Annotated in this window: 7 protein-coding genes; all 7 read left to right on the top strand. The window is 67.8% G+C overall.

The features are described from left to right. Positions 1–14: 14 nt before the first annotated feature. Complete coding sequence (locus tag OHN74_RS41345; protein ID WP_327699703.1) at positions 15–2,975, top strand: helicase-related protein; 2,961 nt, start codon at positions 15–17, stop codon at positions 2,973–2,975. Next, positions 2,975–7,105: an Eco57I restriction-modification methylase domain-containing protein gene (locus tag OHN74_RS41340; protein WP_327699702.1), complete on the top strand. Its 4,131-nt coding sequence runs from the start codon at positions 2,975–2,977 to the stop codon at positions 7,103–7,105. Before OHN74_RS41345 ends, OHN74_RS41340 begins: the two co-directional genes overlap by 1 nt. After that, positions 7,102–8,745 carry a hypothetical protein gene (locus OHN74_RS41335; RefSeq protein WP_327699701.1) on the top strand — a complete coding sequence of 548 codons (1,644 nt, stop codon included), beginning with the start codon at positions 7,102–7,104 and terminating at the stop codon, positions 8,743–8,745. The genes OHN74_RS41340 and OHN74_RS41335 overlap by 4 nt, the downstream gene beginning before the upstream one ends. A 5-nt stretch (positions 8,746–8,750) precedes the next feature. Then, on the top strand, positions 8,751–9,335 hold the full coding sequence (locus OHN74_RS41330; protein ID WP_327699700.1) for a hypothetical protein: 585 nt from the start codon (positions 8,751–8,753) through the stop codon (positions 9,333–9,335). Then, positions 9,332–11,404 (top strand): Hsp70 family protein, encoded by a 2,073-nt coding sequence (locus tag OHN74_RS41325; RefSeq protein ID WP_327699699.1) that lies wholly within the window; start codon positions 9,332–9,334, stop codon positions 11,402–11,404. Before OHN74_RS41330 ends, OHN74_RS41325 begins: the two co-directional genes overlap by 4 nt. 719 nt (positions 11,405–12,123) lie before the next feature. Continuing rightward, positions 12,124–14,334 (top strand): GTPase, encoded by a 2,211-nt coding sequence (locus OHN74_RS41320; protein ID WP_327699698.1) that lies wholly within the window; start codon positions 12,124–12,126, stop codon positions 14,332–14,334. Then, positions 14,312–16,024 carry a GTPase gene (locus OHN74_RS41315; RefSeq protein ID WP_327699697.1) on the top strand — a complete coding sequence of 571 codons (1,713 nt, stop codon included), beginning with the start codon at positions 14,312–14,314 and terminating at the stop codon, positions 16,022–16,024. Before OHN74_RS41320 ends, OHN74_RS41315 begins: the two co-directional genes overlap by 23 nt. Positions 16,025–16,180: the final 156 nt, after the last annotated feature.

Here is a 16,180-nt window from a genome sequence, read left to right as displayed (position 1 = left end):
ATTTGACGATCGCTATGGCATTCACGTTCTCCGCCGGATCCCTGGTGAAGGCCCGTGGCCGCGAGTGGGTGGTGCTCCCCGAGAGCGAGCCCGACCTGCTCGTCCTGCGCCCGCTCGGCGGCTCGGACGACGACATCGCGGCCGTCCTCCCGTTCGAGCCCGTCGAGGAGGCCCGCTTCGCACCGCCCGAGCCGGCCGACCTCGGCGACCAGCGGGCGGCGGGACTGCTGCGCACGGCCCTGCGGGTCGGCTTTCGCTCGGGCGCGGGCCCGTTCCGCTCCCTGGCGGGCATCGCGGTCGAGCCCCGCGCCTACCAGCTCGTACCGCTGCTGATGGCCCTGCGCCAGAAGACGGTACGGCTGCTGATCTCGGACGACGTCGGTATCGGCAAGACGATCGAGGCGGGCCTGATCGCGAGCGAGATGCTGGCACAGGGCGAGGCGAGCGGTCTCGCGGTGCTCTGCTCCCCGGCCCTGGCCGAACAGTGGCAGCAGGAGCTGCGCGGCAAGTTCGGCATCGACGCCGAGCTGGTCCTGTCCTCGACGGTGTCGCGCCTGGAGCGTGGCCTGGACCTGGGCCAGTCGTTGTTCGACAAGTACCCGAACGTGATCGTGTCGACGGACTTCATCAAGTCCACCCGCCACCGCGACGACTTCGTACGCCACTGCCCCGACCTGGTGATCGTCGACGAGGCCCACACCTGCGTGGCCGCGGACGACACGTCGGCCAGCACGCAGAACCAGCTGCGCTACGAGCTGTTGCGCCGGGTGGCCAAGGACACGGAACGGCACCTGCTGCTCGTGACGGCGACCCCGCACAGCGGCAAGGAGTCGGCGTTCCGGAACCTGCTCGGCCTGGTCAAACCGGAGCTGGCGGACGTGAACCTGGAGTCGGAGAACGGCAGGAAGCTGCTCGCCCAGCACTTCGTGGCCCGCAAGCGGGCGGACGTACGCCAGTACCTGACGAAGGAGGACGGCCTGGCGGACGACTCCCTCGCCGAGCGCACCGCCTTCCCCTCGGACCGCTTCTTCAAGGACGAGACGTACAAGTTGTCCCCCGAGTACCGGGCCCTGCTGGACGACGCGATCGAATACGCGAGCGAGCGCGTCGAGGAGGCGGGCGGCCAGGGCCGGCGCGAGGCCCGTATCGCCTGGTGGTCGGCGATCGCGCTGCTGCGCTCACTGGTGTCGTCCCCGGCCGCGGCGGCGCAGACGCTGACGACGCGCTCAGCGGCGGCGATCGCGGCGTCGGCGGAGGAGGCCGACAAGCTGGGCGCTCCCCTCAACAGCGACGCGGCGGACAGCGACGCCATGGAGGGCATGGACGTGGCACCGGGCGCGGAGACGCAGGAGAGGGCCGACGAGGGGCCGGTGAAATCGCGGCTGGCCGAACTGGCCGACCTGGCGGCGCAGTTGAAGGGCCCGGAGAAGGACCTCAAGCTGAAGGCCCTCATCAAACACCTCAAGGCCCTGCTGGCCGACGGCTACAACCCAATCGTCTTCTGCCGCTACATCCCGACGGCCAAGTACCTGGCGGAGCAGCTCGCGAACGACCCGGAGACGAAGAAGCGCGGCCCCTTGGGCGCGAGGACGGTCGTCAAGGCGGTCACCGGCGAGCTGTCGCCGCAGCAGCGCATCGAGCGGATCGACGCGCTGGCGGCGGAGGCCGGCGAGGACGCGGCGGCCCGCCGGGTCCTGATCGCCACGGACTGCCTCTCGGAGGGCGTCAACCTCCAGCACTACTTCGACGCCGTCGTCCACTACGACCTGGCCTGGAACCCCACCCGCCACGACCAGCGCGAGGGCCGCGTCGACCGCTACGGCCAGCGCCGTGACGAGGTCCGGGTCATCACCCTCTACGGCGACGACAACGGCATCGACGGCAAGGTCCTGGAGGTGCTCATCAAGAAGCACCGCCAGATCAAGAAGGACCTCGGCATCTCGGTCTCCGTCCCGGACGAGCTGTCGACGGGCGTGACGGACGCGATCGTGGAGTGGCTGCTGATGCGCGGCCGGGAGAACGAGGACGCCCTGTTCGGCGCCGACGCCTTCAAGGTCGGCAAGGAGAAGCTGGAGAGCGACTGGAACTCGGCGGCGGAACGCGAACGGCAGTCCCGCTCCCGGTTCGCCCAGCGCTCCGTCCACCCGGAGGAGGTGGCCCGCGAGGTCGCCTCGATCCGGGAGGCACTGGGCGGGGCGGGCGAGATCCGGACCTTCGCACGAGAGGCACTGGGCGCCCTGAACGCCGTACTGCGCGACAGCGGCGACGACTTCACCGCACAGGTCGGCGGCACCCCGGCGGGCCTGCGGGACGCGCTGGCGCCGGTGGTGGGCGCAGAGGTTGTCGAGAAGGACCGCGAGATCCCGTTCCGTACCGACCCGGCCGTGGCGCGAGGGGAGGCGGCGCTGGTCCGCACCGACCCGGTGGTGGGCGCACTCGCGTCCCACGTGCTCAACGCCGCGCTGGACACCCGGGCGGAGGGCGCCCGCCCGGCCCGCCGCTGCGGAGTGATCACGACGGACGCGGTGAGCACCAGGACGACCCTGCTCCTGGTCCGCTACCGCTTCCACCTCACCCTGCCGTCCCGGAGCGGCGAACGGCAGCTGGTCGCGGAGGACGCGCGCCTGCTGGCCTTCGAGGGCGCGCCGAGGAACGCGGTGTGGCTGCCGCCGGAGCGAGCGGCCGGGCTGCTGGACGCGACGGCGTCGGAGAACACCGACCCGCACTTCGGGGAGCGCACGATGACCCGCATCCTCGATCAACTACCCGACGTGAACGGCCACTTGGAAACGTACGGCGACGATCTGGCCGCCGATCTGCACGCGGCCCACCGCCGGGTGCGCGTCGCCTCCGGCGAGATCGTCCGGGGTCTGTCGGTCACCGCCCAGAAGCCGGCCGACATCCTCGGCGCGTACGTCTACCTGCCCGCCGCTGCTGCCGCCGCTGCCTCTGTCTCGGTTGGAGTGTCCGCCTGATGTCCGCCACCACCCGCAACCAGGTGTTCACCGCCGTCCACACGGTCGGGGGGCTGCTGCCGGCCGACATGCTGGTGCGGATCTCCGAGGGCAGGCCCACGAAGGATCTCAAGGGTCTCGCTCCCTCCGACTACCGCATTCCGGGCTCCCGTTCGGTGCGTGACGAGGCAGAGCGCCATTGGGACAACCTCAAGTCGCTGTGGCGCGAGCTGCGAGAGAAGCTGCCCGCCGAACCGGAGTCGTCGGTCCGCCCGGACAGCACCGGATACGCCCGCGCCAACTGGGTGGAGCCGCTGTTCGAGACGCTGGGCTTCGGCCACCTCACTCCGGTCGGAGAACAGGGCATCCTGTCAGACGACGGCACGAAGACGTTCCCGATCAGCCACCGTCGCGATAACACGCTGGTACACGTCACGGCGTGGAACGTGCAGCTCGACAAGCACCGGGGAGCGGGGGCCCCGGCTCCTCAGTCGCTGCTGCAGGAGGCTCTGAACCGCACTGAGGCCCACTTGTGGGCGCTACTGACCAACGGTCGTCAGCTGCGTCTGCTGCGCGACTCCACCGCGCTTGCCACGGCCGCCTACGTGGAGTTCGACCTTGAGGCGATCTTCGACGGTGAGCTGTTCAGCGAGTTCGTCGTCCTGTACCGACTCCTGCACGCCTCCCGGTTCGAGAGCCCAGACGGCGGCACGCAGTGGACCTGCTGGCTGGAGGTGTGGCGGGACACGGCGATCCGCCTGGGCGCACGTTTCCTGGACGACATCAGCGAAGGCGTTCGACTCGCGATCAAGGAGCTTGGCACAGGTTTCCTCAGGCATCCGGCGAACAGCGCGCTGCGCGAGAACTTCGACCGCCACACCTACCACAAGGCGTTGCTGCGACTGGTGTACCGCCTGCTGTTCGCCTTCGTCGCCGAGGACCGCGACGCCCTCCACCCGCCGAAGACCCCGGCGGAGGCCCGCAAGCGATATGCCGACTACTTCTCGACGGCCCGTTTGCGCGGGCAATCCCGTCGGCGCCGGGGCACCTCGCACGCGGACCGGTGGGAAGCCTTGCGTCTCGTCCTCGGCGCGCTCGGCAAGGAGGACGGGCTGCCGGAACTCGGCCTGCCGGGCTTGGGCGGCCTGTTCGACGACACACCGGCCGACGCCCCGCTGCACGACCTGAGCCTTGCAAACGTGCATCTGCTCGCCGCTGTACGGCATCTGGCGGTCGTCCGTGACACGGAGGCCCAGCGGTGGCGTACGGTCGACTACCGCACGCTGGACGCGGAAGAACTGGGTGCGATCTACGAGTCCTTGCTCGACCTCGTGCCCGAGGCAAGCAAGGACCGCGCTTTCGAGCTGGTGCCGCGGGCCGGTAATGAGCGCAAAAGGACCGGGTCGTACTACACGCCCAGCTCGCTGGTGGACGTGCTGCTCGACTCCACTCTGGACCCGGTGATAGATGCCGCGCAGGAGCGAGGCGAGAAGAAGGCCGCCGAGGCGAAGCAGACGGACGGACGCGAAACTGTCGTCTCGGAGCTGCTGTCACTGACCGTCTGTGACCCCGCTTGTGGGTCCGGCCACTTCCTCGTGGCTGCCGCTCGCCGTATCGCGAAGCGGGTGGCGGCGGTCCGGAAGCAGACTCCAGAGCCCACGGCGGAGGACGTGCGGAGCGCGCTGCACGAGGTGATCGCCCGGTGTGTCTACGGCGTCGACCTCAACCCGATGGCTGTGGAGCTGGCCAAGGTCTCACTTTGGATGGAGGCGCTGGAACCGGGGAAGGCGCTGGGCTTCCTCGACGCACACGTGAAACTCGGTAATGGGCTCATCGGGGCGACACCGGCGTTGCTGCGAGGCGGAGTTCCTGATGAGGCGTTCAAGGCCGTTGAGGGCGACGATCCGTCGGTGGCCAAGAGCTGGCTCAAGCGGAACAAGGAAGAACATCAGGGGATCGTGACGCTCGACGCCGAGATGGAGGAGTCGGTCAGCGTCACGAACTCGGCGTTCGCCGAGGATCTACGCAACCTCCTCGACACATCGCCCACCGACAAACTCGGTGAGGTACGCAGGCTGGCTCAGCGGTACCGGAGGTGGGAGAAATCCGCCGCGTACCGCGACGCGATGAAGATCGCGGACGCGTGGTGCGCCGCGTTCATGTGGGAGAAGACGGTGTCCGCTCCCGCCCCGGTGACACAGCGGGTGTTCCTGTCGCTCCAGTCGGAGGACGGGAAGGGCGCGTTGAAGGAGACGCACGACGAGATCGGGCGGCTGAGCGAGGAGTACCGGTTCTTTCACTGGCATCTGGAGTTTCCGGATGTTTTCAGCGTGCCCGAGGACTCTTCAGGGTTGGAGGTTGACCCTGTCACTGGGTGGGCGGGGGGCTTTTCCTGCGTATTGGGTAATCCTCCGTGGGACAAGGTCGACTTCAAGGATCAGGAGTACTTCAGCGTCGTCGAGCCGTCTCTGGCCCAACTCTCCGGACAGAAACGTCGAGCCGCGATTGCAGAGTGGGCCTCCGAAAATGAGGAGGGCGACAAGTATCACGCGGCACGGCGACGGGTGAAGTCCTCGTTCCACTTCCTGGGCGCTTCTGGAACATACCCGCAGCTTCGAAAAGGGCTGGCGGTCAAGGGAGTCAACTCACTCCAGACCGATCAGCTGTTCACAGAACGGTTCGTCTCCATCACAGGGACCGAAGGGCGATGCGGCACAGTCGTACCGACTCAAATCGCCACAGGTGCGGGGGCTCAGTTCCTATTCCAGGATCTGTCACGACGGAGTGTGGTCAAGCATCTGTACGACTTTGAGAACGGCCAGCGAGAAAAGTTGTTCCCAGCTGTTGACTCTCGCTACCAGTTCGCCCTGATCTCCCTTACGGGCAGAGGCCTGAGCGAGCCAGCTGCGCGCTTCGCATTCTTCCTAGGCCACCCGGACGAACTGGCTGACGGTAAGGCGGTGTTCGCGTTGTCACCGGAAGAGATCGCCCTCATCAACCCGAACACGGGGACCCTGCCGGTGTTTCGCACGCGGCGGGATGCCGATCTCACTGGTGCCATTCAGCGCAGGGTGCCAGTGCTGGTGCGCGATCATCGTGCGGACGGCAACCCGTGGCATCTATCCTTCAAGCAGTTCATCAACCTAACCGATGACTCGGACCTCTTCCGTGAGCCAACACAACTGGATTCACAAGGCTGGCATTTGGAGGGGAATATCTTCCTGCGCGACGGCGAGCGCATGCTACCCCTCTATGACGCGAAGATGGCCCATCTCTTCGATCACCGTTGGAACAGCTACTACGGACTCGGCAACGACGACTACGAGCGAGTACCGCTAGAGGCCAAGCAGGATCCGTACGGGGCAGCACAGCCACGTCAATGGATCCAGGATGCTGGACTGATTCCCACCACGCGCAAGGGTAATTCGGTGCGGATTTCTGGTGTCGACGAGCGCCTCAAAGCGCTGGAATGGAGCCGAGGCTGGTTGCTCGGCTGGCGCCGAGTGGCCCGCGTTACTGACGAACGCACAGCAATTCCCGCGTTCCTCCCCCGCGTAGGTGTGGGCAATACGTTCCCCTTGATGTTCCCGAATGTTCCCCCTGAGCTGTGCGCAGCCCTCGTGAGCGCGCAGAGCTCCTTGGTCTTCGACTACGTGGCACGCCAAAAGGTCGCTGGCATCGACGCCGGGCTGAGGACCTGGAAGCAGCTTCCCGTCCCTCACCCCGACAACATGGCCCCACACACCGCCTTCCTCACCCCCCGCACCCTCGAACTCGTCTACGTCTCCTGGGAGATGGAGCCCTTGGCGAAGGATCTCGGTGACACGGGAGCTCCCTTCGTCTGGTCCGAAGACCGCCGCACGCAACTCCGAGCAGAACTGGACGCCTATTTCTTCCACCTCTATGGAGTCTCCCGCGAGGACGCCGACTACATCCTGGAGTCATTCAAGACCGACAACGGCGGCCTGAAGAACAACGAGATCGCCAGGTACGGCGAGTACCGCACCAAGCGTCTCGTACTCACCGAGTACGACCGCATGGCCGCCGCCGGCCTCACCCTGGAGAACCCGCTCGTCGAAGGTGAGACCTACACCTCTACCCTCACCCCGCCCCCGGGCCACGGCCCCCGTCACGAAGGGCGCGGACAGTGACAAGTCCGCCGTCGGCTTCGGGGCCCAGGGCCGAGGCCATAGCCCGGGAACGGGAACGGCTGAAGGCGCTCAGGGAACGCCGAGACGCCCAGAGCGCGGACACGGGCGTCGACGGGTTCACCGTACGCAGGTGGCGCAAGGTGGGGGTGTTCGGAGCCCAGGCGGTACTTCAGGCCCATGCTGTACTCCAGCAACTTGCGCCCCTCGCGCAAGACGCGACCCATGACGCCCTGGCCGACGCCCTGCGCGACGCACCGGACGACCGGCTGCTGCCTGCCGTACGGGCCGTCCTTGAACAGGCCACCCCAGACACAGTCGCCGCCACGCTCACGGCCGCCCACGCGGGCGGCTTCCTGTGGCTGTCCGAGATCGGGGAGCAACGGCTCACCGCACTGACAGCGGGCGGCGACGACACACTCGCTGTCCCCGGGAGCGAGGACCCCTCCGGGGCGTTCGCCCTCCTCGCCACGTTCGCGACCCCGGATGGCACGGCCGCCTTTCCGCCTCGTACGCTGCCGCGCTTGCTGCCCTGGATACCTCTGAGTGTCCTCGACGACCTCGTCGACGCCGGCACGGTCGGCCCCGAGCACCAGCCCTGGCAGTACCGGACCGAGCAGCCGGAGCACGCGTACCTCAAAGCCCGCCTCGTTCCTGATCAGGTGACCACCGATCAGGCAACCGCATTGGACTGGTCGGCCTGGCAGCGACGGGCCACGTTCCTTGCTGGGGGCGACCCGCTGCCCCCGGGCGGCGATGTCTACGACCTCCTGGAGCGAGTTGCAGACGGAGACGCTTCGGTTGTAAAGGAACTCGAAAGGGAGCTGCCCCGCGATCTGGTGCTCCGGCTGCGCCGGATCCTCGGCGGGGTCGACGTCGGCAACTGGGACCGGGACGTATGGGAAGACCGGGGTCTGTGGCGGCTCGTCTTCTCCTTGTGGGAGCCCAAGGCCGCCGTCAACCCGTCGCGTTCGCCCCTGCACGCGCTCATGGCCCTGCGTCAGGCCTACGACCTGCTGTGCCTGAACGAACTGGCCCATGCGTCGGCGCAGATAGACAAGTTGGTCTCGTTCGAGACCGCTGCCCCGGCCTACCGAGCCGAGGCCCTCAACCTCCATGCCTACACGCTGCTGCTCCGGGAGGAACTGGACGCCGCAGCCGTCGTCCTGGAGGGGATCAGCGGATCGCACAGGTCCGCCGAGTCAAACCTCCGCATGGTTCGGCAGCGCCGGACCGTTCCCCGTAACGACAGACCGGCAGCCTCCAATCCCTATCTGGACCTCGGGCTGCCGCACGGCTCGGCGAGCTGGGAAACCCGGTACCGGGACCTCCGGCGGGAGCATGTGCACGACGTGGACGTCAGCGCGCGGCTCAACAGCGCGATGAAACGCATCAGAGACGCCGAGCGCGACAACGACTGGTCGGGGTTCTTCGTGCTGCCGCTCGACCTGGACGTGTACGCCCTTCCGGACGAGGTGCCGGTCACGCTGGTCCCGCCCCTGGCACCTTTGACCAGGCGAACGACGCCTCATTCCCCCGAAAGCCTGGCGCTCGTGCGACAGCAGGCGGTGGCGGATCTGCTGCCCTACCTGCTCAGCGCGCCCCGGCGCCCCGATCACAACGCAAGGATGCACACACAGTGAGACACGTGCCCCGTAGGCTGCGGAAACCCTCAGCCGCACCCAAACAGGAGCCCCGCAAAGGGAACAACGGTCTCAAGCACCGTCAGGAGAAGCGGCGGGCGGCAGCCGAAACCCCCAAGGACTCCCCACGCACCTACCGCCCAGAAGAACTGCTGAGTCCTCCCACGCTGCTCTCCCGCTTCACCGAACGGGCGACCGAACTCATGGCCGCGCTCCCGGAGGAGGGACGCCCCACCCAGGCCGCTGTGACGGGTGCCTTGCGTCAGGCCGTTCTGGAGGCGTTCCGCTCCCGGGAGGAGTACGTGGCCCGAATGGTCGAGGTCGATCTGCTCGCCGGCGCACCTAAGCAGAACGCGAGTTCGCTCCGGAAAGGCATCCGTGCCGCCCTCCTGGACCAGGGTGTGCGGTGTGTCGACTCGCCCGACGGTGAAAGTGAGCTCTTCGTCGTGGTGGAGGGCGAGGGCGAGGCGTTCGAGGTGCTGCGCCCCGCCTACGTGGACCAGGCCACCGGCAAGCTGGTGCTCTCCGGACAACTGCGCCGCCTGCCCGGGGTGCAGGAAGGTGACCAAGCTGCCGGGGAGGACTCGTGACCGCGACCGGGATCGACTTCGGCACCACCAACTCCGTGGTGGCCCAGTGGCTCGGCGACGACGCCGACGTGCTGCTGCTGGACGCCCACCACATCGACGCCGACTGGCGCCGTCCCGGCTTCGAGTACCTCTTCCCGTCGGTGGTGGGCATGAGCTCGCTGCGTCGAGGGGCATTGTTCGGCTGGGAGGCCAAGCTCCGCTCCGAGGAAGCGGCCGAGGCCTGCAAGCGACTCCTCAAGAGCGACGAATACGTCACGATCCAGGGCCGCAGGTTCGCGGCCACAACGGTGGCCGCGGGTGTCTTCCAGGCCATGCGAAAGGGCGCGGAGCACAACCTCACCGCCATCGACCAGGCCGTGATCACTGTGCCCGCCAATGCCACGGGTGCAGCGCGCTACCGCACGCGCGCCGCCGCGCAGTTCGCGGGTATCGAGGTCCTGGCGCTGCTCAACGAGCCGACGGCGGCCGCGATCTCATACGTGCACGAGTTGCAAGAGGCCCGCACCATTCTGGTTTTCGACTGGGGTGGCGGCACCATCGACGTCACCGTGCTCGATTACCAGGACGGGTTCTTCGAGGAGCTCGCGTCGCGGGGCGTGACCGAGCTGGGCGGTCTGGAGATCGACCGTCGGCTGCGCGACCTCGTCCTCGAACGGGCTCCGGCACGATCGGTGTGGACGCCCGCGCAGGAGCGGCAGTTCGCGCTGGACGTGGAGCGCAACAAGATCCGGCTGTCCTCCGAAAACTCCGTCACCATCAGGACCCCGGACGGTGACACGGTCGAGGTGTGGCAGGACGAGCTGGAGGACGTCATCACTGACCTCGTGGACCGCGCCCTGGCGCCGGTCCAGCAGTGCCTCACCGACCTGCACATGGCGCCCCTGGATGTGGACGCCGTGCTGATGATCGGCGGCACGAGCCAGATCCCGAGCGTCCGGGCGGCGGTCGCCGAGGTCATGCAGCAGCAGCCCGTCGCGGTCGAACTGTGCGATCCCATGACGGCGGTCGCACGCGGCGCCTCCATCGCGGCAGCTGTGCTGTCGGGGGAGGTTGACGGCGTTATCCAGGTGGCAACGAGCCATGCCCTGGGCACGGTCGTCACGGACGACACTGGGCAGCGGAAGTTCAGTCAGATCATCCCGCGCAACTCGCCGCTGCCTTGGAAGGAGCGCAAGAACTACACGCCGCGCCGGGACAACGCCCGCAGCCTTGCCGTGGAGATCTGGGAAGGCGACTCGGACCGGCCCCTGGACCACCCTGACAACGTGCAGTTGACGGATCTCCGTCTCACCTACGCGGAGCCCCGGGCTCGTGAGGACTCCCGCTTCCTGCTGGAGTACACGTACGACACGAACGGCCTTCTCCACGTCAAGGCGACCCTGGAACGCACCGGTGAGGAGGTCTTGAACGAGGAGATCAAGAGTTTCAGCTCCGGCGGTCCGACACCGGCGGTGCGCAAGGAACTTGATGACCTGCTCGCGGGAAACACGGTCACCAGGCCGATCCCTGCACAGATACCGAAGGCTGCAACGGGCCCGGCGCCCGTGTTCGTGGTCGACGGCTCCAACCTCGCGTGGATCGGCAGATCGCCGCGTCAGCCCGGCGTGTACGGCGAGGATGACCGGCCGTCGTACGGCCAACTCCTTTCTGCCCGCGCCGCCTTGGCCTTGAACCATCCCGATGCCGTCCTGCATGTCGTGGTCGATGCCACGTTCCGGCACAAGGTCGCGGAGGAGGAACGGGCAGCGGTGGAGGCGGCGCTCGGCAAGGGGGAGCTCATCCAGCCTCCGGCCGGAACCGAGGGGAAGGGCGATGCGCTGGTCACGGCCATCGCGCAGGACACACAGGGCACGGTCGTCACCAACGACAACTATGTCGAACTGCAGGGCAGATACCCCTGGTTGCGAAACAAGGAGCGGGTCCTCGGAGCCACCCTGACCCAGGGAATGTGGGTGTTCACCCCGCGTACCTGCGTGCCGCCACGCCACCGGGTCGCCCAGCTGGCCCTGATTCCCCCGGGCCCCGGCCCGCTCCCCACGTTCCGCTACCACCGCCCGCATGAGGAGTAGCGGTGACCGAGGTGACTGGCAGGACGAGCCTCAGAACCGAGATTCTGGCTCTCCTGCTCGAACCGCTGGGTGTCGACGCCATGGCAGGGCAGGCCGCACTCCGGCGGCTCGCCGAGAACGTTGACACGGTGGCCCAGGAGTACGGGTGTGTCGGTCTGCCTGCGTCCGGGAGCACGCTTCCTTGGGTCTCCGAGGCCGTGGCGGCATGCGTCGAGGAACACGAACTGGCCCGTCCGGAAGTTGCCCGAGGGGAAGCCAGAGCTCTGCGGGAGTTGACACGGCTCGAAGGAGTACGGTCGCGCCTTCAGGCACTTGAAGGCGTCCCGGTGGACGCACTTCAGGCGGACCTCGCGGCGGTGGCGGTGGCGGAACGCTTGCTGCCGGGAGTCCTTGAGCCGTGCCGTCGTGCGGATCAGGACTGGCCTGAGGAGATCTGGCGCTCGATCCGCGACATCGACGTCGACAGCGCCCTGGCAGACCTGAGCCGGCCCCGCGTCACCCGGCAGGCAGCAGCCGCACGGGAACTCGTACTCCAGCACAGCGTCTCGGCAGCTCGGGATCTGCGGAACCGGGATCTGGTGACACGGCTTGAGAAGGCGCGGGACTTCGTTGCGGCAGAGAAGGCGTACGAGGCTTTCCTCTCCGTGCGACCGGGGTGGTGGCGCTGGCTCGGGCCGGACGCGCGGTCCGGGTTCAGGTCGGACCGGCGTGACGCCCTGGTGTGGGCGATCGAGGCCCGCGACACCGGCGCCGTGTCGGGAAGCGCTCTTGAGCTGCTTGCGGCGGACGACGCGCGGGCCGTGATCGAACACGCGTCGGCGACGGTCTCCGTAACCACTACCGCATCCCTGTCCGCGCCGCCTGCCATGAGTTCGGCCGCACGGCTCGTGTCGGGGCTCCTGGCAGTCGCCTCCCGGCACGATGTCGACCAGCTGCGCGCTTTTGAGCCCTGGTACACGAAGAACATCGTGCTGTTCGACCACGTTGCAGCGGCCATCGATGTACGGGTTGCAGATCCCGGACTCCGTACGGCCCTCGACCCCCTGGTCGGCGAACTCGCGCTGCCCCCCGGGGCGGTGGACACGAGCCGTTCGGACTACCGCGACATCCAGTCCGCTCTTCGGGCCAAGGCCGAGGCTGGCCTTCAGCGAACGCCGTACTCCGAGCACGCGATGGAGAGCGAGGAACTCGTCGGGATCATCGGCCGCATCGGAACGCTCGAACGCGAACTGCGGGATGCCATGCGGCCCCTACCCGCCGTCAGAGGCAGGCTGTTCGTGGCCATCGTCGGAAGGACCAAGTCCGGGAAGACCACGCTTCGCAAAGCCCTGACGCGTGACGCGGACCGATCCGGGATCGGGCGAGGGGCACATCGCACCACACGGAAGACCTCCGCGTTCGACGTCGGCCCAGTGACCTATCTGGACACGCCGGGCTTCGCTGCGAAGGACGACGACTTCGACGCGCAGCGCGCGCGGGCGGCGTGCGACGGCGCCGACGCGGTCATCTGGAACTACGCCGACACGCTGCGCGACGAGGAGTCCGCGGAACTCCGGCGTCTTCTCCTCTCGGGGAAACCCCTGCTGGCTGTCGTCAATGTGAAGGGGCTGGTCAACACACCTGTCCGCCTTGAGCTCTTCGCCGACTCCCCGAACAGAGAGTTCAAGTCGGCGCCGGGGCATGCCGTTCGGATCGAACAGGTCGCCAGAGCGGTCGGAGTCGCCCCGCCCGTCATCCTCGCGGTCCACTCAGGCGCCGCGCACGAGGCGCTGTCCACGGAGGATCGCAAGCTGGGAGACAGGGCCTTGCGGGCGAGCAGGTTGCCCGAACTGGAGCAGTCCCTCGGCCGGCTCCTCGCCGAGCGCGCGATTCCGCTTCGCGCCGTCCGGCTGGCCGAAAGCGTACGTGCGCCGCTCGCCGCGTTCCACGACCGGGCGGTCCAAGAACTCCCGCAGATCGGTCTCGCACTTGGCGAACTCGAACGCTCGACGCCGGATGAACAGGCCGCGCTGCTCGAAGCGTTCCGGACCGCGGGCCGAAACTCACACGAACGGCTCGAAGCCGAGTGCCACCGGGTCAAAGAGCGATTGCCGGAATTGGTTCGGGACCTGGGCGGCGCGGATCATGCCCAGCGGTGGAGCGACTTCATCACCGGACTGGAGCTGGACGGCCTGTGCTCTGGTCTTGAGAGCGAACTCGAGCAGCAGGCTCGGAAGCAAAGGCGGGTGCTGCGCGCGCGGGTGAGCGCCCCGGAACGGCAGGACGCCGAGCACCCGCGTGTACGGCCCCGTCCTGACCGGAAGATCGTGACAGCGGCTGCCAAGGGGGCGGCGACAGCCTTCCTGAGCTCCTTCGCCGCCAAGGGGCTCCCCAAGAAGCTCGCGGTCCCCCCTCCCGCCGTGACGGCGGTCTACGCGGCGGAGGCCTTGACCGGAGCGGCGAAAGCGGTAAGCAGCGAGTTTGACCGCGCGCGGCAGGCGGAGGACGAGTGGACCAGCGCGACCACGGCAGCGGCCGAGGCTGGCCTCGACGAGCTGTTCGACTGGGCCGATGCCCGGTTGGCGAGCATCGTCGATGACGCGACGGCTCAGATCGAGACCCAGTTCGCAGCGCAGGCCGCCGACATCAGCAGCACCAGGGAACGGTTCGAGCAGCTCGGTCGGCTGCGGTCGGCCGTGAGGTCTGCCCTCGACGCGATCGACCTCGTGCTGACGCGTCGGCTTCTAACTCTCGCGGGCGGGGACCCGGCGGCCATCCGCCGGGCACGCCGGACGCCAGGGGTCGACCTCCGCGTCTGGACTGACACGTCCTGTGCCGCGGACATGCGGGCACGCCTGCACAAGCACCTCGTAGATGTCCTCACCGAGCGGATCGAGATCTGCTCGGAATCAAGAAGCGGAGAAGGCGATGGGAACGCGGCTGACGACTGACGGGGGTCCCAGCGCCCGCGTACTTGCGCTGAGCGCACAGGCCGAGGAGGTCCTGAACACTCACCCTCGTACCCGGGACCTGACAGCGAGCCTGCCCCAAGCGGACACGAGCCCGCTGCGGATCGCGCTCCTTGGTCCGTACAGCGCCGGGAAGTCGATGCTCATCGCGGCACTGCGCCGGCTTCCGGCGGCCGAAGTCGAGAGGCTCGTCGACGCGGCTCCCAAGACGCAGGAGGCGATGTTGCATCCGTGGAACGGCGTGACGCTGGTCGACCTGCCCGGGACGTTGTCGGGCAACGACGAGCACTCCGCTGCTGCCCGGCGTGGTGTGCGCGGTGCGGACGCGCTGATGATCGTGACAACGAGTGAACTGCCGGGCGAGTCCGAGACCAAGGCCATTCTCCAGGCCCTCGACACTGACGGGTTCGCCGACCGAAGCGTGGTCGTCATCAACAAGATGAGCGCCGAGAACAGCGACCGCGACGTCATCCTCGACGAGATCCGCAAGCGGCTCGGCCCCTTTGCCGACCGAGTCCCGATCGTCCCGACCGACGCTCGCGACTACGTCGACGCGGCCAACGACCCCGAACTAACGGACAAGCACCGCGAGTTGCTCGCATCGGAGAGCGGCATCGAAGCCCTCACCTCCGAGTTGCGGAGAATCATCGCCCCCGGCGTCGAGAGTGTCCGACCCACGGCGCAGGCGTGCGAACTTATCCGGGTTCTTCGGCACGCCGAACAGCGGTGGGAACTGGACGGCGAGGAACTCGACGCCGCCCAGACCGCGAAGAAGGTCGAGGAGTCGTTCTCCCGGGCGAAGGAGGGGGTGCGGGACGCCCTGGAGAGGGAGAGCGAGGTCGTCGCTTCCAGGATCAGAACGGCTGGAGGCAGAGCAGCCGACAGTGTTTCGGAGAAGAACGGCGTCGTCCCGGTCGACATCGCCACTGCCGTCACCGGAGAGGTGGTTGATGCCCGCACCGACTTCGACGTTAGGTTCTCCTCATCGGTGAGGGCGACATTCGACGCGTTGGTCGCCGAGTACGGGAATGGTGTGCCGGAGCCCGAGGACTGGGTGAACGTCGTCGACTCACCCGAGGCCACGCTCGCCGCGCCCACGGAGTCACCGTACAAACGGGCGATCAGGGAAGCGGCGGAGAAGGCCGCGAAGGTGGAGGCCGGGAGACTGTACGTGTGGGTCAAGAGGGTCGCTGCCAGCAGCGAGCGGGCAGCCGATGTCGCGGACTGGCTCAACAAGACCCGGGCGGGCCAGAAGGTGCTCGACGCCAGCGGGAAGATCACCGATGGCGTAGGCAAGTTCAAGCCGTGGGGCAAGGGTAAGGCGACCAAGAAGGTTGCCGGAGCGGCCACCACAGTGCAGTGGGCGATGGCGACCATGGGCCCGTTGATGGACCTGAAGAGCATCGCGCAGGACCAGAGCAAGCGGATGGCGATCAGCAAGCGCCGACGGGCGCTCCGGGATCACTTCACCAACGTGGCGCTCGGACAGCGGACCGACCTCGTTGCCGCCGGTGAGCAGCACCTGAGGGAGTGGATAGCCGAGGTGGAACACTCACTGAGCGATCTCACGCACCCGGGTGCGCAGATCAGCGCCGCACGCGAAACAGCCCTGACGGAGATCAGGAGCCTCCGCGACGAGGCCGAGAAGCTTGTAGGGCAGGCCACCGACTGACCCCGCAGGCCGGGTGTCCCGGCGGCGAACGTGACCCGTGACCATGCAACCGCCGGGGCAAACGATGCTCAGGCCTCCGCCACGAACCGCGACCACTCCGCACGCCCGACGGCGCGGTGAGAGCACGTCACGCCCTTGAAGTCCTATACGCGGGAC

This window comes from Streptomyces sp. NBC_00459, from assembly GCF_036013955.1.
Taxonomy (GTDB): Bacteria; Actinomycetota; Actinomycetes; order Streptomycetales; family Streptomycetaceae; genus Streptomyces.
Note: the sequence above shows the minus strand (reverse complement) of the source record. Positions and strands in the feature narration are given on the sequence as shown.